The organism is Streptomyces sp. NPDC048297, assembly GCF_043201585.1.
Lineage (GTDB): Bacteria > Actinomycetota > Actinomycetes > Streptomycetales > Streptomycetaceae > Streptomyces.
This window is the reverse complement of the sequence record NZ_JBICZA010000029.1, coordinates 88,520-111,047: the sequence shown is the minus strand read 5'-3', so window position 1 is coordinate 111,047 and position 22,528 is coordinate 88,520. Positions and strand designations below refer to the sequence as shown.

General features: G+C 71.4%; 14 protein-coding genes and 2 pseudogenes. 8 read left to right on the top strand and 8 right to left on the bottom strand.

Translation table 11 applies throughout. The annotated features are described in order from the left end of the window. Positions 1-485: 485 nt before the first annotated feature. Genes ACGFYV_RS27960 through ACGFYV_RS27945 form a run of 4 tightly spaced genes read left to right on the top strand, consistent with a single transcriptional unit; the run spans position 486 to position 4,943 of the window. Positions 486-1,568 (top strand): hypothetical protein, encoded by a 1,083-nt coding sequence (locus ACGFYV_RS27960; protein ID WP_393881245.1) that lies wholly within the window; start codon positions 486-488, stop codon positions 1,566-1,568. Positions 1,569-1,598: 30 nt separating this feature from the next. Then, positions 1,599-2,798 carry a toxic anion resistance protein gene (locus tag ACGFYV_RS27955; protein WP_393881257.1) on the top strand — a complete coding sequence of 400 codons (1,200 nt, stop codon included), beginning with the start codon at positions 1,599-1,601 and terminating at the stop codon, positions 2,796-2,798. Beyond that, the gene (locus ACGFYV_RS27950) at positions 2,795-4,336 is read left to right on the top strand and encodes a substrate-binding domain-containing protein (RefSeq protein WP_393881244.1); all 1,542 of its coding nucleotides are present in this window, start codon (positions 2,795-2,797) and stop codon (positions 4,334-4,336) included. Before ACGFYV_RS27955 ends, ACGFYV_RS27950 begins: the two co-directional genes overlap by 4 nt. Then, positions 4,323-4,943 (top strand): hypothetical protein, encoded by a 621-nt coding sequence (locus ACGFYV_RS27945; protein WP_393881243.1) that lies wholly within the window; start codon positions 4,323-4,325, stop codon positions 4,941-4,943. The genes ACGFYV_RS27950 and ACGFYV_RS27945 overlap by 14 nt, the downstream gene beginning before the upstream one ends. 276 nt (positions 4,944-5,219) lie before the next feature. On the opposite strand, the gene ACGFYV_RS27940 is transcribed toward ACGFYV_RS27945, so the two are convergent. Next, entirely contained in the window at positions 5,220-7,043 is a 1,824-nt protein-coding gene (locus tag ACGFYV_RS27940; protein WP_393881242.1) for a phosphoenolpyruvate carboxykinase (GTP), read from the bottom strand. Between the two features lie 280 nt (positions 7,044-7,323). On the opposite strand from ACGFYV_RS27940, the gene ACGFYV_RS27935 reads away from it, so the two are divergent. The 3 genes from ACGFYV_RS27935 (at position 7,324) to ACGFYV_RS27925 (ending at position 9,529) form a co-directional block, all read left to right on the top strand. After that, on the top strand, positions 7,324-8,037 hold the full coding sequence (locus tag ACGFYV_RS27935) for a hemolysin III family protein (protein ID WP_393881241.1): 714 nt from the start codon (positions 7,324-7,326) through the stop codon (positions 8,035-8,037). A 103-nt stretch (positions 8,038-8,140) separates the two neighbouring features. Next, on the top strand, positions 8,141-8,773 hold the full coding sequence (locus ACGFYV_RS27930; protein ID WP_393881240.1) for a TetR/AcrR family transcriptional regulator: 633 nt from the start codon (positions 8,141-8,143) through the stop codon (positions 8,771-8,773). Between the two features lie 33 nt (positions 8,774-8,806). Next, positions 8,807-9,529 carry a Mut7-C RNAse domain-containing protein gene (locus ACGFYV_RS27925; RefSeq protein ID WP_393881239.1) on the top strand — a complete coding sequence of 241 codons (723 nt, stop codon included), beginning with the start codon at positions 8,807-8,809 and terminating at the stop codon, positions 9,527-9,529. Between the two features lie 67 nt (positions 9,530-9,596). Here ACGFYV_RS27925 and ACGFYV_RS27920 read toward each other — a convergent pair whose 3' ends face one another. From ACGFYV_RS27920 to ACGFYV_RS27900, 5 genes and pseudogenes are all read right to left on the bottom strand, one after another. Beyond that, positions 9,597-11,996, bottom strand: coding sequence for a galactose oxidase-like domain-containing protein (locus ACGFYV_RS27920; RefSeq protein WP_393881238.1), 2,400 nt, complete (start codon positions 11,994-11,996; stop codon positions 9,597-9,599). Positions 11,997-12,223: 227 nt separating this feature from the next. Continuing rightward, positions 12,224-13,390 carry a glycosyltransferase gene (locus tag ACGFYV_RS27915; RefSeq protein ID WP_393881237.1) on the bottom strand — a complete coding sequence of 389 codons (1,167 nt, stop codon included), beginning with the start codon at positions 13,388-13,390 and terminating at the stop codon, positions 12,224-12,226. Beyond that, positions 13,387-14,460 (bottom strand): annotated as a pseudogene (locus ACGFYV_RS27910) (glycosyltransferase); the annotation flags it as partial. The gene ACGFYV_RS27915 and the pseudogene ACGFYV_RS27910, both read right to left, overlap by 4 nt. Then, positions 14,435-15,346, bottom strand: a pseudogene (locus tag ACGFYV_RS27905) (glycosyltransferase); the annotation flags it as partial. The pseudogenes ACGFYV_RS27905 and ACGFYV_RS27910, both read right to left, overlap by 26 nt. A 266-nt stretch (positions 15,347-15,612) precedes the next feature. Further along, positions 15,613-17,646, bottom strand: coding sequence for a thioredoxin domain-containing protein (locus ACGFYV_RS27900; RefSeq protein WP_393881236.1), 2,034 nt, complete (start codon positions 17,644-17,646; stop codon positions 15,613-15,615). A 458-nt stretch (positions 17,647-18,104) separates the two neighbouring features. Here ACGFYV_RS27900 and ACGFYV_RS27895 point away from each other — a divergent pair, with 458 nt between their 5' ends. Then, positions 18,105-21,320, top strand: a complete 3,216-nt coding sequence (locus ACGFYV_RS27895; protein ID WP_393881235.1) for a tetratricopeptide repeat protein — start codon at positions 18,105-18,107, stop codon at positions 21,318-21,320. Between the two features lie 91 nt (positions 21,321-21,411). Here the strand turns inward: ACGFYV_RS27895 and ACGFYV_RS27890 are convergent, their stop codons facing one another. Then, on the bottom strand, positions 21,412-21,651 hold the full coding sequence (locus ACGFYV_RS27890) for a hypothetical protein (RefSeq protein ID WP_393881234.1): 240 nt from the start codon (positions 21,649-21,651) through the stop codon (positions 21,412-21,414). Next, a complete protein-coding gene (gene mca, locus ACGFYV_RS27885) occupies positions 21,644-22,525 on the bottom strand; it encodes a mycothiol conjugate amidase Mca (RefSeq protein WP_393881233.1) in 882 nt (293 codons plus the stop codon). The genes ACGFYV_RS27890 and mca overlap by 8 nt, the downstream gene beginning before the upstream one ends. Positions 22,526-22,528: the final 3 nt, after the last annotated feature.

The following is a 22,528-nucleotide window of genomic DNA, read 5'->3' as shown; positions in this document are numbered from 1 at the left end:
CTTTCCCTCAACGGCCGGCCCTCGACGGCCGTCTCTCGGCCGCCCCCGAATGCCGACGCTCGACTGCCGTCCCCCATCGGGCGTCCCCCAACTGCCCTCCCCCGACGGGCGCCCCTCGCCTGCCGGCCGTCGCCTGCCCTCCCCCGAGGGGCGTCCCCCGGCTGCCCTCCCCCGAGGGGCGTCCCCCAACTGCCCTCCCCCGACGGGCGCCCCTCGCCTGCCGGCCGTCGCCTGCCCTCCCCCGAGGGGCATCCCCCGGCTGCCCTCCCCCGAGGGGCGTCCCCCGGCTGCCGCCCCCGGCTACCGGCCCCCGATCGCCGTCCCTCAACTCCCGGCCGCCCGCGGCCTGTCGCGGCCACGCGGCGGAGCCGCACATGGACACCGCCCGCGCCCCTTCGCGGCGTTGCAGTGCCGGAGCAGGTATGTCACTCCCTGTTCATCACCCGTCTCAGGGAATGTGGAATTCCGGGAGCACGCTCCACCGCGTGAGACGTATCGCGGGAATCGTCCTCGCGGTCCTGCTGATCGGCGGCGTGGTGGCTGCTGTCGTGGCGGGGCGGCACGGGGAGGACAAGGGCACGGCAACGAAGACCGTGCGAGGAGTGATCGGTTCGGAGAAGTCGGACTTCTTCGCCGATCCCGACGTGGTGAAGGCCCTCGCCGCCAAGGGCTACACCGTGAAGACGGAGGCGTCGGGGTCCTGGGCCATGGAGGGCCTGGACCTGAAGGGGTACGACTTCGCGTTCCCCTCCAGCCAGGCGCCCGCCGACCAACTGGCCGCCAAGTACCACGTGCAGGAGCCGCTGCCCCGGCCCTTCTACTCGCCCCTCGTGGTGGTGGCCCACCGCAGTGCCGCCGAGGTGCTGGCGGGCAACGATCTGGCCACGCTGGACGGGAAGGGCCGCGGCACGCTGAAGATGGCCGCCTATCTGGACGCCGCCCGGCACGACCGCACCTGGCAGCAGCTCAAGGGCGCTTCCAAGTACGGTGAGTTGACCGGCACCCTCTATGTCGCGAGCACGGACCCGGAGTCCTCCAACTCCGGTGCCCTCTACCTCGCCGACGCCTCCTACGTCGCCAACGGCGGCAAGGTGGTCGCGAACAACGCCGACATCGACCGCACCGCTCCCCTGCTGCACCAGCTCGTCAGTGTGCAGGGCGCCCAGCAGTCCAGCTCGGACGCGGTGTTCCGGGACTTCATCAGCGGCGCCGGGAACCCCCTGGTACTGGTGTACGAGTCCCAGGTCGCCTCGATGCTCACCGAGCAGCACGGCACCGGCGCGGACGACCTCGTGGTCCTGTACCCGGACACCACGGTCAACAGCGACCACACGGTCGTCGCGCTCGACGCGAACGGCCGCGCGCTCGGGGAACTGCTCAGCACCGACCCCACCCTGCGCAAGCTCGCGGCCCGGCACGGGTTCCGGCCGCAGGGCGACGCCGCCGAGTTCGTCTCGGCCACCGCGGCCCACGCCGCGTACCTCAACCAGCAGCTGACCGGCGTCCGGCAGGCGCCCGTGCCCACCTCCGCGGTGCTGCACGAGATGGCCCGCCGGGCGCGCGGATGACGGGGGGACCCTGTGAGCAACTTCGACAAGATGGCGCCGGGCGGCGGTGAGCACACGCCCACGCTCAGCGGCGACGACATCTTCACGCTGACCCCGCCCGAGGCCGTCGCGGCCGTGCCCCGGGACAAGGCCGGCGGCCTGGTACCCGTGGAGGAGGGCGTGCGCTCGGACATGGCGCGCAAGGCCGCCGCCTACGTCGAGGGGCTCGCCTCGCTCGACGCCCGCTCGCCCGAGTTCGCGGGCAAGGTCGGGGAGATCACCGCGCTCGGCGCCGGCGACATGCGCACCGCGGCCGCCCAGTCCAACCGGATGCTGGAGCGGGCCGTGCGCAGCCTGCCCGACAAGGGCGGCGACGCCCAGGCCAAGGTGGCGGGCTCGCTCGTCGAACTGCGGCGCGTGGTCGAGGACCTGGACCCGCGCGACCTGCCGGCGACCAAGGGACGCAGGTTCCTGTCCCGGCTGCCCGGCGGGAACAAGCTGCGCGACCACGTCGCCAAGTACGCTTCCGCGCAGGGCACGTTGAACAAGATCGTGGGGTCGCTGCGCGGCGGGCAGGACGAACTGCGGCGTGACAGCGCCGCGTTGCAGACCGAGCGGGTCCGGCTGTGGGAGACCATGGGCAAGCTCCAGGAGTACGTCGTCCTCACCGAGGCCCTGGACACGGCCGTCGAGGGGCACATCGCCGGGGTCCTCGACCCCGAGCAGGCCGACACCCTGCGCGCCGACGTCCTCTTCCCGGTGCGGCAGAAGCACCAGGACCTGCTGACCCAGCTCGCGGTGTGCGCGCAGGGCTACCTCGCCATGGACGTCGTACGACGTAACAACGACGAGCTGATCAAGGGCGTCGACCGGGCGGCCACGACGACCGTCTCGGCCCTGCGCATCTCGGTGATGCTGGCCTCCGCGCTCGACAACCAGAAGAAGGTGGTCGAGCAGGTCAACGCCCTGCGCGGGACCACCGAGGACCTGATCCGGGCCAACTCGGAGATGCTCGCCACGCAGAGCGGGGAGATCCAGCGCATCGCCGCCGACCCGGCCGTCGGCGCGGAGACGCTGCGCTCGGCGTTCCAGCAGATCTACCGCACCCTGGACGCCATCGACACCTACAAGGTGCAGGCGACCGAGGTGATGGCGTCCACGGTCCAGTCGCTGACGGACGAACTGCAGCACGCGAGCGCGTACCTGGAGCGCAGCCGCTCGCAGGGTGCGCTGGAAGGCGGCCTCGGATGAGACGGCGCGCACTCGCCCTGCTGACCGTGACGGCGGCGCTGCTGACCGGCTGCACGAGCGGCGGCCAGGGCCACAAGGACGACCCCGCGGCCCCGAAGCCCGGCACCCTGCGGGTCCTCGCCTCCAGCGAACTCAGCGACATGGGCGCCGTCTTCGACCGCGTCCGCGAGGACACCGGCGTCACCGTCCGGCCCACCTACATGGGCACCCTGGACGCCGTCGACCTGGTCGCCAGGGGCAAGGCGGACGGGGCGTACGACGCGCTGTGGCTGTCCTCGGACGACTATCTGCGGCTGCGCCCCGAGGCGGCGAAGAAGGTGGTCTCGGAGACACCGGTCATGTCCAGCCCGGTCGCCATCGGCGTCAAGCCGGCCACCGTACAAGCGCTCGGCTGGAAGCCCGAGCAGGTCACCTGGTCGCAGATCGAGCAGGCCGTGCAGGACGGGCGGCTGACGTACGGCATGACCGACCCGGCCCGCTCCAACTCCGGTTTCTCCACGCTCGTCTCGGTCGCCTCGGCCCTGTCCGGAGCGCAGTCCGCGCTGACGGACGCGGACGTGGCGAAGGCGACGCCCCGGCTGAAGGAGTTCTTCAAGGGGCAGAAGCTGACGTCGGGTTCGTCGGGCTGGCTGGCGGCGGCGTACAAGCGGCGCGGCACCGTCGACGCCCTGCTGAACTACGAGTCCGTGCTCAAGGGCATCCCGGGCCTGACCGTGATCCGCCCCCGCGACGGCGTCGTCACCGCCGACTACCCGCTCTCCTCGCTGGCCGCCACCGGTGCCCGCACCCGTGAGGACGTGCGCCGGGTGGTGGACGACCTGCGCACGCCCGCGGTGCAGAAGCTCATCACCGGCACCACCCACCGCCGGCCGGTCGTCGCCTCGGTGCCGCCCGCGGCGGGTCTGGACACCGGCCGCCGGCGCGAACTGCCGTTCCCGGGCAGCCGTTCGGTCGCCGACGGGCTCCTCGACTCGTACGAGAACGAGCTGCGCCGCCCCTCGCGGACGGTGTACGTCCTCGACACCTCCGGCTCGATGGACGGCGACCGGCTGGACTCGCTGAAGAAGGCGCTGACCGATCTCACCGGCGACTTCCGCGACCGCGAGGAGGTCACGCTGATGCCGTTCGGCTCGGACGTGAAGAGCGTACGCACCCACGTCGTGGAGCCCGGGGACCCGAAGGCCGGTCTCGACGCCATCCGGCGGGACACCGCGGCCCTGGAGGCGGACGGCAACACCGCGATCTACACCTCGCTGGAGAAGGCCTACGACCATCTGGGCGCCGACCGCGACACGTTCACCTCGATCGTGCTGATGACCGACGGCGAGAACACCACCGGCGCGAAGGCCGGGGACTTCGACGGCTTCTACCGCCGGCTGACCGGCACCCGGCGGGACATCCCCGTCTTCCCGATCCTCTTCGGCGACTCCGACCGCGCGGAGCTGTCGCACATCGCCGACCTGACCGGCGGCCGCCTCTTCGACGCCCAGCACGGCTCGCTGGACGGCGCCTTCAAGGAGATCCGTGGCTACCAGTAAGGTGCTCGGCTATCTCGAGTCCCGCAAGAACCTCACCGGCGCCGCCTGCGGGCTGGTCGGCCTGGCGCTGACCTTCACCGGGGTCGCGGGCCCCTACTGGCCGGTCGTGGTCGCCGGGCTGTACGGCGCGGGCGCGCTGATCGCCCCGCCGGAGCGGCCCGCGCTGCCCGACTTCCCCGACCCGTCCGCCCAACTGGACGCGGTGCGAGGCGACTTCGAGAAGCTGGGCGGTTATCTCGCGGACGTCGAGCTGCCGCCGGCCGCGGCGGACCGGCTCACCGAGCTGACGGAGCTGCTGGCCGCCCTGCTCGATCCCGGCTGGGGCGCCGAGCTGCTCGCCCAGGACCCGGAGGGCGTGCACACGCTCTCCCGGGTGGTGCGGCAGGACCTGCCGGAGGCGGTCGACGCGTTCGTGCGGACCCGGTGGTGGACCCGGCTGGCCCCGGGGCAGGAGGCCCCGGAACGCCATCTGGAACGCCAGTTGGGGCTGCTGCGGGACGAGGCCGGGCAGCTGGCCGCGGACCTGCGGGAGACCGAGGCCCGCCGCCAGGAGACCCACACCCGCTATCTGGAGGAGCGGGGCGGGGGCGGCGGGAACAGCGTGTAGGGACGCTCAAGCGCGTGGGGGTGCTCAAGCGTGCAGGAGTTACTCAAGCGCGTAGAGATACTCAAGCGCGTAGGGGCACTCACGCATACAGAGGTGCTCACATGGGCGAAGGCCTGCCGCCTTCCGTTTCCGTCGGGGCGGACGGGAACGGACGGCGACAGGCCCAGGGCTCCGCACTCCGTTGTGCGGGGCCTCGCCACTGTCCACCACGGCCGGCCGTGACGATCACTGGTCAGGGCATCCCAACCGGCCGTGGAGTCTTCGGGGGCGCGGGGCTCAGCCCAGGCGCTGCACCAGCGCGCGGTACTGGTCCCACAGCTCCTTCGGGGTGTGCTCGCCGAAGGTGTTGAGGTGCTCGGGGACGAGGGCGGCCTCCTCGCGCCAGACCTCGGTGTCGACCTTGAGCAGGAAGTCCAGGTCGGAGTCGGACAGTTCGAGGCCCTCGGTGTCCAGGGCGCCCTTGGCCGGCAGGATGCCGATGGGGGTCTCGACGCCCTCGGCGGTGCCGCCCAGGCGCTCCACGATCCACTTCAGGACGCGGCTGTTCTCGCCGAAGCCGGGCCAGACGAACTTGCCCTCGTCGTTCTTGCGGAACCAGTTGACGTAGTAGATCTTCGGCAGCTTGGACTGGTCCTTGTCCTTGGCCACGTCGACCCAGTGGGCCATGTAGTCGCCCATGTTGTAGCCGCAGAAGGGCAGCATCGCGAAGGGGTCGCGGCGCAGCTCGCCGACCTTGCCCTCGGCGGCGGCGGTCTTCTCGGAGGCCACGTTGGCGCCGAGGAACACACCGTGGTTCCAGTCGAAGGACTCGGTGACCAGCGGGACGGCGGTGGCGCGGCGTCCGCCGAAGAGGATCGCCGAGATCGGCACGCCCTTCGGGTCCTCCCACTCGGGCGCGATGATCGGGCACTGCGCGGCGGGGACGGTGAAGCGGGCGTTGGGGTGGGCGGCCGGCGTCCCGGACGCCGGCGTCCAGTCGTTGCCCTTCCAGTCGGTGAGGTGGGCGGGCGCCTCCTCGGTCATGCCCTCCCACCACACGTCGCCGTCGTCGGTGAGCGCGACGTTGGTGAAGACGGCGTTGCCCCACATGGTCTTCATCGCGTTGGCGTTGGTGTGCTCACCGGTGCCGGGCGCGACGCCGAAGAAGCCGGCCTCGGGGTTGATCGCGTACAGGCGGCCGTCCTCGCCGAAGCGCATCCAGGCGATGTCGTCGCCGATGGTCTCCACGGTCCAGCCGGAGATCGTGGGCTCCAGCATGGCGAGGTTGGTCTTGCCGCAGGCGCTCGGGAAGGCGGCGGCGACGTACTTGGCCTCACCCTGCGGCGGGGTGAGCTTGAGGATCAGCATGTGCTCGGCGAGCCAGCCCTCGTCACGGGCCATGACGGAGGCGATACGCAGCGCGTAGCACTTCTTGCCGAGCAGCGCGTTGCCGCCGTAGCCGGAGCCGTAGGACCAGATCTCGCGGCTCTCGGGGAAGTGCGAGATGTACTTGGTCTGGTTGCACGGCCACGGCACGTCCTGCTCGCCCTCCTCCAGCGGGGCGCCGACGGAGTGCACGGCCTTGACGAAGAAGCCGTCGGTGCCCAGCTCGTCGAGGACGGCCTGGCCCATGCGCGTCATGGTGCGCATCGAGACGGCCACGTACGCGGAGTCGGTGATCTCCACGCCGATCGCGGAGAGCTTCGAGCCGAGCGGGCCCATGCAGAACGGGACGACGTACATCGTGCGACCGCGCATCGAGCCGCGGAAGACGCCCTTCTCGCCGGTGAAGACCTCGCGCATCTGAGCGGGGTCCATCCAGTGGTTGGTGGGACCGGCGTCCTTCTCCTCCTCGGAGCAGATGAACGTCCGGTCCTCGACGCGGGCGACGTCGCTGGGGTCGGAGGCCGCGTAGTAGGAGTGGGGGCGCTTGATCGGGTCGAGCTTCTTGAAGGTGCCCTTCGCTACGAGCTCCTCGCTCAGTCGCTCGTACTCGGCCTCGGATCCGTCACACCAGACGACCTTGTCCGGCTGCGTCAGTTCGGCGATCTCGTTCACCCACGAGATCAGGTCCTGGTGCTGGGTGGGGATGCCGGTGGGAGCCGCGATGTCGCGCGCCACGATTGCTCCTAATTGAGGGATTTTTGTGTACAACGCCCCGTGGGGGCCGCGACCCGGACGCTTCGTAGCCGCTCATCCGGTGCCGACTGCTCTCATTTGATCATCCGATTCTAGTGCGCATCTGTCCAGAGGGCATCACAGGTGAGCGACGTGAGTAATCCCACGGTTTCCTGGCTTCTTTGCGTGCACATGAAGTTCAACGGAAGGACTTTTTGCGTTGCGTCCGTTCACCAGGACGTGCTGACGCGTGACTTACGGTGGCGTAGGTACCATGCGGGCCATGACTGCGCCCGTCCCCGACGCGCCCACGGACACGCCGGCCGCCGGCCGTGGCCCCACCGCGCACTCCCTGCCGCTCGCGGCCAAGCCCCGCCTCCGCGGCTGGCTGCACCTCGCCATGTTCCCGGCCGTCCTCGTCGCGGGCCTGGTGCTCACCGCGCTCGCCGACTCCACCAGAGGCCGCGTCGCCTGCGGGATCTACGTCCTCACGGCCTGCCTCCTGTTCGGCGTCAGCGCGCTGTACCACCGGGGCGACTGGAGCCCCCGGATGGACGGCATCCTGCGCCGCCTCGACCACGCCAACATCTTCCTGATCATCGCGGGCACCTACACCCCGCTCACCCTGCTGCTCCTGCCCGGCGCGAAGGGGCAGTGGCTGCTGTGGGGCATCTGGGCCGCTGCCGCCGCGGGCATCGTCTTCCGGGTCTTCTGGGTCGGCGCCCCGCGCTGGCTCTACACCCCCTGCTACATCGCGATGGGCTGGGCCGCGGTCTTCTTCCTGCCCGACTTCATGCGCACCGGCGGCATCGCCGTCCTGGTCCTGGTGGTCGTCGGCGGCCTGCTCTACAGCGCCGGCGGCGTGATCTACGGCATCAAGCGCCCGAACCCCTCACCGCGCTGGTTCGGCTTCCACGAGGTCTTCCACTCCCTCACCCTCGCCGCCTTCGTCGTCCACTACGTCGGCATCTCCCTGGTGGCGTACCAGCACGCGTAGGCCCGTCGCGCAGGCCCGTCGGCGGGCCCGTCGCACCGGTCCGCCTCGTAGGTCCGTCCCGCAGGTCGGCACCCCGCACCCGGGGTGCCCGAGAATGATCTCCATGACGGCCGCACACTCCCCCCTCTCCCCCGCCGGCACCCCCCGGCCGGGCCTGCGCGAACGCAAGAAGACCAAGACCCGCGAGGCGATCCGCACCGCGACCTACGCGCTGATCGGGGAGCAGGGGTACGACGCCACGACGATCGAGCAGATCGCCGAGCGCGCCGAGGTGTCGCCGTCGACCGTCTTCCGCTACTTCCCGGCCAAGGAGGACATCGTCCTGCGGTGGGAGTACGACCCGCTGATGGCCGAGGAGTTGCGCGCCCGGCCCGCCGGCGAGTCGTGGACGCACTCGCTGCGGCACGTGCTCGGCAGGGCCGTCGAGGCGATGGCCGAGGACGACCCCGAGGCGCTCCGCGTCCGCGCGCGCCTCGCGCTCCAGGTACCCGCCGTCCGCGACCGCATGGCCGGGAGCACGACGCGGACCGGGCGCCTTCTGGGCACCGTCCTCGCCGAGCGCTCCGGCCTGGACCCCGACGGCCTCCAGGTCCGCGTCCATGTGACGTCCCTGGTCGGCGGCCTGATGGAGGTCTACCTGTACTGGGCCGAGCGCGGCTTCGAGGACGACCTCCCCGGCCTCCTCGCGCGGGGCCTGGACCTCCTGGAACACGGTCTGCCCGGCGAAAACCCCTGAGCCCGGCGGCATCCGCCGTGACATCCTGACCGGGTGAACGGTCCCGAGATCCATGTCGAGTTCGCCCCCGGCCTGGCCGTGTTCCTGCCGAGCGGGCGGCGCCGGGGCGCCACCGTCCTCGCCACCGACGGCGTCTCCACCCTGGGCCATGTCGTCGAGTCGGCCGGTGTCCCGCTGACCGAGGTCGGGGCGCTGTGGGTCGACGGCCGCGAGGTGCCGGTCTCCTACATCCCGGTCGCGGGCGACACGGTCGAGGTCCGCCGCGTCGAGCGCCCCCAGCAGGTCACCGGCGCCCCGCTCCGCTTCCTCCTCGACGTCCACCTCGGCACCCTCGCCCGCCGGCTGCGCCTGCTCGGCGTCGACACGGCGTACGAGGCCACCGACATCGGCGACCCGGCCCTCGCCGCCCGCTCGGCCGCCGAGAAGCGGGTCATGCTCAGCCGCGACCGGGGCCTGCTGCGCCGGCGCGAACTGTTCGCCGGCGCCTACGTCTACAGCACCCGCCCCGACGACCAGCTCCACGACATCCTCGACCGCTTCGCCCCCGAACTGCGCCCCTGGACCCGCTGCACCGCCTGCAACGGCCTGCTGAGGGAAGCCACCAAGGACGAGGTCGCCGACCGCCTCGAACACGGCACGCGCCGCACGTACGACGTCTTCGCCCAGTGCACGGACTGCGGCCGCGCCTACTGGAAGGGCGCGCACCACGACCAGCTGGAGGCGATCGTGGAACGCGCCCTGACGGAACACGGCTAGCAGCCGGCCACTCACGCGGCCGACTGCTCACGTAGCCAGCCGCTCACGTGGCTAGCTGTTCACGTGGCTAGCTGTTCACGTCGCCCCGGTCGCACGCGGTGCCGTTGCGGTTCCGGTTCAGGCCCAGCGGGTCGTCGCCGCCGTTGACCTTCAGGCGTCCGTAGTGGTTCTGCTTCAGCCAGGCGCAGCGGGCGGCGGCGGTCTTCTTCACCTGGGGCGGGAAGACCGTCGGCACGCACACGTTCGCCGATCCGTAGTGCCGGTCGCACCCGGAGATCGTCGTGCTGACCTTCTGCGCGGTCCGCTTGGTGCCCGCGCCCGCGACCTTGCCCCGGAGCGAGTCGGCGAAGGAGTGGACGTGGGCGGACGGCTCGGACGCGCTCAGCGCGGCCGGGCCCGTCAGATGCACCCACTTGGCGACCGACGGCACCCCCGCCGCGTCCACCGCGAAGAGCATGTACCAGCCGGGCGGAGCCAGATTGGGGTTGCTCGTCACGTTCAGGTCGACGTTGTTGCCGCTCACCGACAGCGGCAGGTCGACGAAGCGCTGGTTCGGGTCGGAGGAGTGGGTGACCGCGGCCGGACGGATCAGCTCGGCCTTGGCGATGGGCCGGTCGACGGTGATCCGCTGGGTGTCGCCGTACTTCCACTCCTGGTTGATCAACGAGGTGATCGCCGGCCGGTAGCCCTTGAACAGGTAGGGCGGGGAGTAGATCGACACGTTGTGGTTCCAGGTGCCGTTGCCCGGGTTGTCACCGGTGGCCATCACGCGGCCGTCGGGCAGCAGGAACGCCGAGGAGTGGTAGCCGCGGGACTCGGGGTCGGCGGCCACCGGATCGAAGCGGTTCGCGACCGGGTCGTAGAGCGACGTCTCGTACACCGAGTTGGCCCGGTTGTGCAGGGCGCCGCCCGTCTCCAGCACCTTGCCGTCGGGCAGCAGCACGGTGGAGACGTACATCTTGCCCTGGTTGCCGGTCTCGGCGACCTTGCCGGCTCCCAGGTCGACCGTGCCCTGCGGCAGCGGGGGACCCGCGACGTACGACGGGTTCGGCTGCTTGAGGTCGATCACGTCGGTGAGCCGGTTCGCGTCCGGGTTGGAGTCGATGTTGCCGCCGCCGATGGTGAGGACCTTCTGGTCCTGCGCCGGAGGCAGCAGCACGCTCGCCGACTGGTCCCGCTCGTCCTTGTTCTGCAGCCCCGGGATCTGGGTGATCGTGTTGGCGTCGTAGTCGTAGACCGCCGAGCCGGTGCCGGGGATGTTGTTGCCGAAGACGTGGCTGCCCGAGTAGAAGAGGCGGCCGTCCTGCATGAGGATCATCGACGGGTACAGGCCCCAGAACGACCAGGTCTGGTTGACCTGCGACAGCGGCAGCCACCGCTGGTCCTTGTCCGACCAGCGCTCGGCGGTCACCGAGCCGGTGGAGTCCTCGCGCAGCCCGCCGAAGGTGATGACGTCACCGTTGCCCAGCTCGGTCGCCGACGGATACCAGTGGCCGTCGTTCAGGTCGTTGGTCTTCGTGTACGTCTCGGTCTTCGGGTCGAATATGTACGAGTCCTTGAAGCCCTCGTAGCCGTGCCCGCCGGGGACCGCGTACGCCTTGTTGCCGCTGATGACGAGCACGCGCCCGTCCTGGAGCTGGACGTGCCCCGCGCAGAACATGTCCTTGGGCGTCGGGATGACCTTGTAGCTGCCGTCGGCCGGGTCGTACACCGCGCTGGTGAACGTGCCCGCGGCGAAGTCCTCCTCGTTGTTGCCGGAGCCGGCGATCAGCAGGACCTTGCCGTTGCTGAGGACGACGGAGTGCATCGAGCGCACCGGGTTCTGCGTCGGCTGCACCGTCCAGCTGCCGTTGGCGCAGATCTGCCCCGTGGCCGTGCAGTCGGGTGGCGGAACCGTGTCCGGGACCTGCTCCATCGTGTAGTCGTCGGTGGTCGCCGAACCGGTGCCGTACACCGACACACCCCAGGTGATGCGGTCGGTGCCCGCAGGGACGCCGGGGGTGCGGACCGTGGCCTGTGTCCAACTCGACGCCATGTCCAGGGTCTTGAGGTCCGTCCAGTACTGCCAGCCGGCGGTCGTGTCGTGCCGGAACAGCGTGATGCTCGTGTCCGGCGTCGTCGACTTGTACCAGAGCCCGAGGTCGTACTGCTTGCCGACGCTCACCACCGGCGCGCAGTCGGTGGACTCGGTGACCAGCGCCTTGCGGTCCCCGTCGACCCGCCGGGTCAGCGTGACCTTCATGGCCTTGCCGCCGGAGTGGGCGTCCGCCACCGTCTCGAAGCTGAAGTCGTTGTCGCCCCACCCGGACTTCTCCCAGCAGTACGGCATGCCGTCCGTACCGGCGGTCTCGAAGCCCGGGTTCTTGACGAGGTTGGCGGCCTCGGCGCTCTGTGGCGAGGTCAGGAGCAGACCGGCGGTCAGGGCGCCCACCCCGGCCAGCGCGGTCCGTCTGCGTCGCTTGTTCACACGGCTCTCCTTGCGGTTGTGCGGCTGTATGCGGCTGCGGCTGCGCATTGCGCGGCTGCGGGCTGTACGACTGTGCCTTGTGCGGCCGCGAGTTGTACGACTGCGGGTGGTAAGACTGCGCGTTGTCCTGCCGCGCGTTGTACGACTGTGCGTTGTCCGACTGCACGTTGTCCGACTGCGCGTTGTACGGCCGCGCGTTGTACGGCCGCGCGTTGTACGGCCGCGCTTCACCGGGCGGGTTTGCGGCGCGGGAGATACACCAGCGCCTCCGTGCCGGCGAAGCGCAGCAGGAACGTCGTCACCAGCGCGAGCGCCGTCGCGGCCAGCACGCCCATGCCGAGCCGGTCGACGAACAGGGCGATCAGCGGGATGCGCAGCACCAGATCCGCGTTGGCGAGCAGCGCGAACCGGCCCAGGCGGTCCCACCAGCGGCGGTGCCCGCGCCGGTCACGGAACAGGAGGTGCTCGATGAGCAGGAAGTTCCATGCGACGCCGAGCTGGTTGGCGAGGATCTCCGCGGGAACGTAGTGCACACCGAGCGCGATGAGCGCCCACAGTCCGACCAGGTTCGGCACGAAGCCACTCGCCCCGATCAGCCCGAAGCCGATCATACGGGCGACAGGTGAGGCGGTGCGCAGCCCGGCCAGATGACGCAGGAAGCGAAAGCCCTCCCGCGCACTCGACTTGGACTCCCCGGCGTACCGGTCCTGGAAGACGAACGGCACCTCGGCGACCTGCCGGGGGCGGTTGCGGACGGCCAGTTCCAGCAGGATCTTGTAGCCGAGCGGCCGGAGCACGTCCGCGGTGACCGCGCTGCGCCGGATCGCGAAGAAGCCGCTCATCGGGTCGCTGATACCGCGCAGCCTGCGCGGGAACAGGGCCTTGGTGAGCCAGGTCGCGCCCCGCGACACGGCCACCCGGTAGCCGCCGGCGAGCCCGGCCCTGCTGCCGCCCGCGATGTACCGGGAGGTCACCACGAGGCCCGCACCGCGGCGTTCGCCCGTGGCCACCAACTCCGTTACCAAGGACGGAGGATGCTGGCAGTCGCCGTCCATGACGACGATCCAGTCCGAGGTCGCCGCCCGCAGTCCCTCGACCACCGCGCCGCCGAGCCCGCCGGCCGGCTCCTCGCGGTGCAGCACGGCCACCGGGAACGCGCAGTCCCTCGCGGCGTCGCGGATCACCTCGGGGGTGTCGTCGGTGGAGTCGTCCACGAAGACGACCTCGCAGGGCAGCCGCGCCGGCACCGACGCGGTGATCTGCCGGAGCAGGTGCCGGATGTTCGCGGACTCGTTGAAGGTCGGTACGACGATGGTGACGGCCCCCGGTTCGGGAACCGAACCTTCCGCCGCGGCCAGGCCGTCCGCGGGAACCGTGTACTCGTGGCTGGTCATCGCACGCCTCCCGCGGCTGCCGTGCCGATCTGCCGGATCTCGATGCGGTCGGGGCCGGTGCCGAAGGTGGCGACCGGCTCGGAGTGCCGGATGGCGGCCCGTACGGTGGGCAGGTCCTCGGCGTCACGGCGGACCGTCGGCGAGGCGACGACGTAGTCGAGGTCCCGCCAGCCGTGCGGCAGGGTCCGGGCGACGGCCGGGTCGAGGTCGGCCTTGTAGAACCAGATCGCGCCGAGCCCGGGACGGTACCCGGCGTGCACGAGGTCCAGCCAGAGCGCGTCGTCGACCAGGACCCGGGTGCGGCCGGGGTCCGCGACCTCGGTGCCGAGCCAGTGGGACGCCTGCCGGTAGGGCTTGTTGGCGTCGGCGGTGACGGCGGTGCGGTCACCGTCGTACCAATACGGGACGACGTACGCGCCGGCCGCGAGCGCCAGCACGGCGGCCACCGCGTACCGGCCGGCGGTGACGTACCGCCGCTCGCCCTGCGCGCGCCTGCGGCGCAGCACCGCGTGGACGACGGAGGCGGCGGCGCCGGCCAGGACCAGCGCGAGGAACGGCAGGGCGCCGATGACGTACATGGCGGGCAGGTAGCCGCCCGGCCGCAGGGCGACCGCGGCCAGGACCGCCACGGCCAGGGCGGGCCCGGCGAGCGCGCGGGCGGTGACCGACCAGCGCCAGGTGGCCAGCAGGAGCAGCGCCCCGGCCAGGCCGCCCAGGGGCAGGACACGGTCGTAGTACAGCCACGAGTGCAGGACGCCGTAGGAGCCGGCGGAGCTGTCCAGGATGAAGCCCGAACCGGGCCGGGACATCTGGTACTTGATGCCGTCCAGCAGCGACACGTGCCCGCTGCCCGGGAGCAACTCGCCCTTGAGGAGGGCGAACAGCGGGTAGGAGAAGCCGATCAGCGCGCAGGCGGTGACGGCTCCGGTGAGGGCGAACTTGCGGGTGTCGCGGTGGCTGTGCCGCCACATGGTGACGAACAGGGCGGGCAGGACGACGAGCAGCGTCTCCTTGGTGAGCACACCGGCCGCCCCGGCGCCTAAGTGGTGCCAGAGGTGCCGGCTGGGCGAGCAACCGCTGCCCGAATCCCGGCAGTTGCTTCCAGTCCTTCTTCCGGTACACCTGAAGGAAGCCCTGGTTCCAGCGGGTGCGCTGCTTGAGCAGCGACATCAGGCTTCCGGGCGCCTCCTCGCGGGTCACCATGTCGCTGTCGTAGGCGACGACGACCTTCTTGCCGACGCTGGAGAGCCTGACCCCCAGGTCGCAGTCCTCGGCCAGGCAGTCCGGGTCCCAGCCGTCCGCTTCCCTGAGGACGCCGGTGCGCACGAAGACGGTGTTGCCGCCGAGCGGGATGAACCCCTTCTGCGCATGCAGATGCAGCCGGGAGCGGAACCAGAAGAAGTACTCCAGGCAGTTGCGCAGGCTGTACCAGCTGGAGTGGAAGTTGATGAGCTGCACGCCGCCCTGGACGACGTCCGCGCCGGTCGTGCGGAACGCGTGGTCGACGTGCGCGAGCAGCTCCGGGTGGACCTGGTCCTCGGCGTCGAAGACCCCGACGACGTCACCGCGGCAGTGCGGCAGCGCCGTGTTCATGGCCTTCGGCTTGTTCTTCTTCTCGTGGGTGTCGACGACGACGCGGACGCGCGGGTCGCGTGCGGCGGCGCGTTCGGCCACCGCCGTGGTGCCGGGGTCGTCGTGCCCGACGATCACGATGATCTCGAAGTCGGTGTGTGTGGACTCCAGCAGCCGCTGGACGGTGTGGTCGAGCACCGCCTGCTCGTGCCGCGCCGGCAGGAGCAGCGAGAACGACAGGTGCTCGTCCCCCTCCGGTCTGCTGAACCGGGTGGAGGCGAGCACCTCGGGCGTGCGCCACGCGTGCATCTGCCACCACAAGGTGAAGGCCGCCATCCAGAACAAGGCCAGCGAGACGACGGCCACGAAGACAGACGTCAGCAAAGATCCCCCCAGATCTCCAAATACGCCCCTGAAATACCCCCTGACGCGACGGCGAGTCACTGCCGTCGCGTCATTGTGGAGAGATTAGGTGGGAACGATGAAGGGCGCGAGCCGATCCGATAAATAACGTGTTTCGTATCGGTGGTGTGGTAAGCGGTATCTATCCCAACACACGCCGAAATAAGGACAGTTCCCCTCTCCCGTGCCCTTCCGCGCCCCTCCGTGTCCCCTTCACTCCCCCTCGCTCCGGTGCGCCCGCGCCCTGCTCAGCGGGCCTTCAGCGCCGCTTCCAGCCGTTCCGGATCCGTCGTCGGGGCGTCACAGGTGAAGTGGCGGCAGACGTACGCGGCAGGCCGCCCGTCCACGAGCGGGCGGTCGGCGAGCAGCGGGAACTCGTCACTGTCCGCGGCACCGGCGGCCACGACCGCGCCCGGCGCGGTGCCGAGCAGAGCGGCCCGGTGCAGCGCGGCCGTCCCCTCGTCGGTGAGCGACGGCCCGACGACCGCGACCTCCCGGGGCCCGTCGAGCAGCGCCTCGGCCACGGCCAGCCCCCAGCCGATGAACCGGGGCACGCGCGGCCCGAGCGCCCGCACGACACCCAACGCCTGTGCGGCGGCCGTCCGATGGGGCTCGGAACCGGTGTGCGCGGCATAGCCGAGCAGCGCGCCGGCCGCGGCGGTCCAGCCCGAGGGAGTGGCGTTGTCGGTCGGGTCCTGCGGCCGGCGGATCAACTGCTCGGCATCGGACGCGGTGTCGAACAGGGCGCCGCTGTCCGGGTCGGTGAAGCGCGCGAGCACGTGGTCAACGAGCAGCCCGGCGAAGTCCAGCCACACCCCCTCCCCCGTCACGGACGCCAGCGCCAGGAAGCCCTCGGCGACGTCGGCGTAGTCCTCCAGCACACCGGCGTTGGCGCCGGCCCGGCCGTCCTTGCTGGTGCGGGCGAGGTGCGCGTGCTCGTCCAGGTGCACCCGTACGAGCAGGTCGGCGGCGCCGACGGCGGCCTCGACCAGGTCGGGCCTGCCGAAGTAGGCGCCGGTCTCGGCGAGCGCGGCGATCGCGAGCCCGTTCCAGGCGGCGACCACCTTGTCGTCCCGCCCCGGCGCGGGCCGCTTCGCCCTCTCCGCCAGCAGCCGCTCCTTGACGGACGCGACCTTGTCCGCGTCGAACACGCCTTCGGTCTGCGGGAGTTGCAGCACGGACTGCCCGTGCTCGAACGTGCCCTCGCCGGTCACGCCGAAGTACTGGGCGGCGAGGTCACCGTCGGCCTCCCCGAGCACGGCACACAACCGCTCGGGCGTCCACACGTAGTACGCCCCCTCGACGTGCCGCCCGCTCCCATCGTCGCTGTCGGCATCGAGCGCGGACGCGAACCCGCCCTGCTCGGTGCGCAGTTCACGCACCAGGAAGTCCGCGGTCTCCAACGCGACCCGCCGCGCGAGATCCGACCCCGTGGCCCGCCACAGATGCGCGTACACCCGGCACAGCAGGGCGTTGTCGTACAGCATCTTCTCGAAGTGCGGCACCACCCAGTCACGGTCGACGGAATACCGCGCGAACCCACCGCCCAGCTGGTCGTAGATCCCGCCGCGCGCCATCCGCTCGCACGTGTCCTGCGCCATCTGCAACGCGCCCTCGGCGCCGGTCCGCGCGTGATGCCGCAGCAGGAACTCCAGCACCATGGACGGCGGGAACTTCGGCGCCCCGCCGAATCCGCCGCGCTGCGGGTCGTACTCACGGGTGAGCCCCAGCAGCGCCTGCGCGAGCTCCTGCTCCCCGGGCGCCTCGCCGCCCTGATGCCCGATCTCCCGCTGCGCGAGATCCCGCACGATCTTCCCGGCGACCTCCCCGACCTCCTCCCGCCGCTCCTCCCACGCCTGCCGCACCCCTTCCAGCACCTGCCGGAACGACGGCATCCCGTGCCGGGGCTCGGGCGGAAAATACGTCCCGAAGTAGAACGGCTCGGCCTCCGGCGTCAAAAACACCGTCATCGGCCACCCACCCTGCCCGGTGGCCGCCTGCACGGCCTCCATGTACACGGCATCGACGTCGGGACGTTCCTCACGGTCGACCTTGACACTGATGAAGTGCTCGTTGAGGTAGTCGGCGGTGACCTGATCCTCGAAGGATTCGTGAGCCATCACATGGCACCAGTGGCAACTGCTGTAACCGACGCTCAGCAGGACGGGTTTACCGGCCTTGCGGGCCTCGTCGAAAGCGGAGGCCGACCAGGGCCACCAGTCGACGGGGTTGTCGGCGTGCTGGAGCAGATACGGGGACGTCTCATGGGCCAGTCGGTTCACCGTTCCACTCTCCCACGGTCTCCGGTACCGCGGAGAGACGCGCCGACACCGGGCGTGCCCCTGCCGATCTCGATCTCGAGGTTGTGGGCGGGCCGGGAAGGGCGCGGAAGGCGGCGGTGTCGGTGGCGCTGGGAAGGTCGGTGACGGCTGTGGCGCTGAAGAGGTGGATGCTGGTCCTGCTCGGGGTGGGGGCGGGCCGTGCTGCTGGCGCCTTGGATGGTGGTGTTCGGCCTGCGCGCCGTCCCTCGCGCCCGCCTCGCGGCCTCGGCGACCGCCGCCGTGGCGGGGCCGGCGTGGGCGTGTGTGGCGCCGGCGCTGGCGAAGCCGCCTGTGCCGGGTGTCCGTGAGGGCCTGCCCACCAAACCCTCACCCTCCGCCTGATCGCCGCCCTCTCGCGCTCGCGCCTCGCCCCAAGGACACTCGTAGGTGACGGAGTTGGCGCCGGAGGGGGACGGGACATGCGCGACGGCCATCGTGCGGAGGCCGAACGGCTGCTGGTTCGGGCCGTGGAGGAAGAGGTGCGCCGCTCGGGCGGCCGGACCGACGGGCAGTTGCTGCTGTCGCGGGCGCGCGGCGCGCTGGACGCGATGGCGCGCACGGCGGCCGAGGAGTACGAGGCCTACACGCGCGCCCTGGACGAGGCCGACGCGGGACGGCTCACCTTCGGTCAGCGCTATGCCCGCGAGGGCGCCGGAACGGCCTTGCTGGTGGCCGCCGTCGGCGCGATCGCGGCCGCCGTCGCGGACATGTCCCTGGGGACCGGCACCGGCACGGCGGTCGGTGCGGGCGCCGTCGTGGGCGTGGTGGGCGCGACGGCGACCGTGGTGAAGGTGGCCGGTGCGCATCTGCCCGCCGCCCACCATCGTGCGGGCGCGGCCGGCCAGCCGGGCGGTCCGCAGCAGCTGCGCCTGCAGTGGCTGACCGCGCTGGAGGTGCGCGGTATCCGTCCGTTCCTGGACCAGCAGCGGGTGCTCAGCGCCTCGGCGGCCCCGCAGAAGACGTCCGGCCCGTCGCTGCGCGGCCCGTCGTTGCGTGGCGCGGACAAGAGCGCGGCGGCCCGCAGGCGCTCGGTGCTGGAGCAGTCGTTCGGGCAACTCCCCGAGCCGGAGGGGCCGTTCGCGGGGCGCCGGCAGGAGATGACGCGGATCAGGCAGTGGACGCAGTCGGCGCGGGCGGCCACGGAGACCCGGCCGACGGTGGTGGTGCTGCACGGCGAGCCCGGTTCGGGGCGTACGACGCTCGCGGTGCGTGCGGCGCACGAGCTGCGGGACCACTTCCGCGGCGCGGTCGTCGTGGATCTGCGCGGCGGCCGGGAGGAGCCGGCGCTGTCCACCCGGGACGCGCTGCTGCACCTGCTCAACCGGCTCGGGGCGCCCCGCGAGCAGTTGCTGTTCCGGGAGCGTTCCTCCCCCGACCAGCAGGTCAAGCGGCTGAGCGAGCTGTACCACCAGCATCTGACCGGCCTGCCGGTGACGATCGTGCTGGACGACGCCTCGGACCCGGAGCAGGTGCGTGCGCTGGTGCCGGAGCGGTCCGACAGCCTGGTGCTGGTCACGGCGCGCACCGCGCTGGAGCTGCCCGCGGATCTGCCGGCCTGGGTGCACCGGTTGCCGGTGCGGGCGCTGGACGCGGCGGGCGCGGAGGAATTGCTGAGTGCGGCCGCGCAGGACGCGTCGGGCCCGTACGACGCCGAGTCCGCCGACCGGATCCGGCAGTTGTGCGGGGGGCTTCCGCTGGCGCTGCGTGTCGCGGGTTCCGCGCTGGGGCCGCGTTCTCCTCGGCAGCTGGCGGTGGATCTGGGGGCGTACGGCCCGGTGGATCCGGTGGAGCGGGTGCTGTGGCTGCGCTACACGGATCAGCCGGAGCCGACGCGCCGGCTGCTGCGGAGGCTCGCGCTGGCGGGCCGGGCGTCGCTGGGTGCGGCGGCGGCCGCGGCGCTGCTCGCCACGGACGAGCAGGAGGCCACCCGGCATCTGGTGGCGCTGGCGGAGGCGGGGCTCCTGGACCATGTGCGCGGCAGCCGTTACCGGCTGCACGACCTGGTCCGTGGTTTCGCGCAGGCGCGGCTGGCGGACGAGGAGGAGCCGGCGGAGCGTGCGGCGGCGCAGGAGCGGCTGATCGTGAACTACGCGGAGCTGGCCGACTCGGTGCTGCGGCTGGTCGACGGCAACATGTCGACGCGCTCGGACCGGTTCGGTTCGCACGGCTTCACCTCGCTGGACGAGGCGCTGCGCTGGCTGGACGACGAGTCGAGCTTCATCACGTCGGCGCTGCGGCACGCGGAGGGCGTGGAACGGGCGGCGGTGCTGAACCTGCTGGGCTCCCTGTGCGACTACTGCCTGCTGCGGGGCGACCTGTACCGGCTCGGTGAGATCAGCGAGCTGGCGCAGACCGTGGACGAGGGGCTGCTGCTGCAGTCCGTGCAGTGGCGTACCGGTATCGCGGCGCGGCAGCTGGGCGAGCTGGACAAGGCGCGCACCACGCTGGCCTCGGTGGTCGACCTGTACCGGGAGGCGCATCAGGACGCGGGCGCGGCGCGGGCCCTGTGCTCGCTCGGGATCACCCTGCATCACCAGGGCAATCTCACGGAGGCCGCGGCCAAGCTGCAGGAGGCGCTGGATCTGCAGGCGGCGCCGACGCTGGCGACGGACCGGGCCTGGACGATGCACGCGCTGGCGGCGGTGCAGCGCGACCGGGCCCGGCTGTCGGAGGCGCTGGACCTGCTGACCCGCTCGCTGGTCCTGCACCGCGAGGGCGGTTCGGTGCACGGGGAGGCGTGGGCGCACTTCCAGCTCGGCCAGCTGACGCTGCGCCTGGGGGACGTGCCGGGCGCGGAGACGGAGCTGCGGGCGGCCCAGGAGCGGTACGGCCGCACGCACGACGCGCGCGGGGAGGCCTGGGCCTTGACCCAGCTGGCCCGAGCACGGCTGGTGGACGGCGATGCCGCCCCGGCCGTGGAGGGGCTGAGCCGGGCGGCGGCCCGGCACCGGGAGAACGAGGACGTGCGCGGCGAGGCGTGGACGCTGTACTACCTCGGCCAGGCGCTGGAGGAGAGCGGCGAGCTGGACCGGGCGGTCCGTGAGCTGGAGCGGGCGCGCACGATGTTCTCGAGGATGCGCGACGTGTACGGGCTGGCCTGCGCCCGGCACCATTCGGCGCGGGTCACCCGGGACCAGCGGGCCGCGCAGACGGGCTCGCTGCGCAACTCCGGCTTCGCCCGTCAGCTGCTGGTGGACGCGCGTGCCGACTTCCAGCGCATCGGGGTCGCGCACGGCGAGGCCTGGACCTGTCTGGAGCTGGCCGTGGTGGACGCGGGCAACGCTCGTACGCAGCAGGCGCTGGCCCTGTGCGACGAGGCGCTGACCCTGTTCACGGCGTACGGCGACCGTCGCGGCGAGGACTGGGCACGTTTCCTGCGCTGCACCCTGCTGCCGTACGCGGCCGCGGGCGGGGTGGAGGTGGGTACGGCCGTGGCGCAGGAGGAGCTGGCCCAGCTGACCCGGGACTCGCATCCGCTGCGGGACGGGAAGCTGGCCGAGTACGCCCCGGCGTACGCCCTGCTCCTGGAGCGCGGTATCACGCTGGAGACGGGCTGGGAGGCCTGGCGGCTGCGCATGACGCCGGACCGCCACGCCCGCGAGGTGATGGGGGTGGCGGTGCCGGCGAGGAGCTGACCGGCGCGGTCAGACCTGAGGTGCAGACCGTAGGTGGTCGGACCTGAGGTGCAGACCGAGGTGGTCAGCCCTGAAGAGCTGACCGGCGCGGTCAGCTCTGCTGCGCCGTGGAGTCGGCCTTGGTGTCCACCTCGGCCGGCCTCTCCTGGAAGTCGACCCTCTGCATGTGCTTGTTCATGGACTTCATCAGGCCCCACACGGCCAGGGCCAGCACCGCGAAGACGATGAAGCCGAGGACACCGGGAGTGACCTTGTTCTGGTCGACCTCCTTGGCGGCGAGGGGGACGAGGTGCGTCACTGCGAGGCTCACGCTTGCGCTCATGTCAGGCATTGTCGCGGATGCCCGCGAAGAGGTCGTCCTCGGGGAGGGAGGTGTCCACGAGCGACTTCGCCAGCTCGTACTCCTCGGTCGGCCAGACCTCCTTCTGCAGGTCCATCGGGACCTTGAACCAGCCGCCGTCGGGGTCGATCTGCGTGGCGTGCGCGATCAGCGCCTTGTCACGGATCTCGAAGAAGTCCGCGCACGGGATGTGCGTGGTCAGCGTGCGCTCGGTGCGCTCGAACTCGTTCCAGCGCTTGAGCCAGTCCCCGTAGGGCGACTCCAGGCCGCGGTCCAGCATCGCCTGGTGCAGGGCCTCGGTGCGGGGGCGGTTGAAGCCCTGGTTGTAGTAGAGCTTGAGCGGCTGCCAGGCGGGCCCGAACTCGCTCTCCGGGTACTTCTCGGTGTCCGCCGCGCCGTCGAACGCCACCATGGAGATCTTGTGGGTCATGATGTGGTCGGGGTGCGGGTAGCCGCCGTTCTCGTCGTAGGTGGTGATCGCCTGCGGGCGGAAGGCGCGGATCTTGCGCACCAGCTCGCCGGCCGCCTTGTCCACGTCCTCCAGGGCGAAGCAGCCCTCGGGCAGCGGGGGCAGCGGGTCGCCCTCGGGCAGGCCGGAGTCGACGAAGCCGAGCCACTCCTGCGTGACACCGAGGATCTCGCGGGCCTCGTCCATCTCCTTCTTGCGTACTTCGTGGATGTGCTCCTCGATGTACGTGTCGCCCTGGAGCTTGGGGTTGAGGATGGAGCCGCGCTCTCCGCCGGTGCAGGTCACCACCAGCACGTCCACCCCTTCGGACACGTACTTCGCCATCGTGGCCGCGCCCTTGCTCGACTCGTCGTCGGGGTGCGCGTGAACGGCCATCAGTCGCAGCTGGTCAGTCAAGAC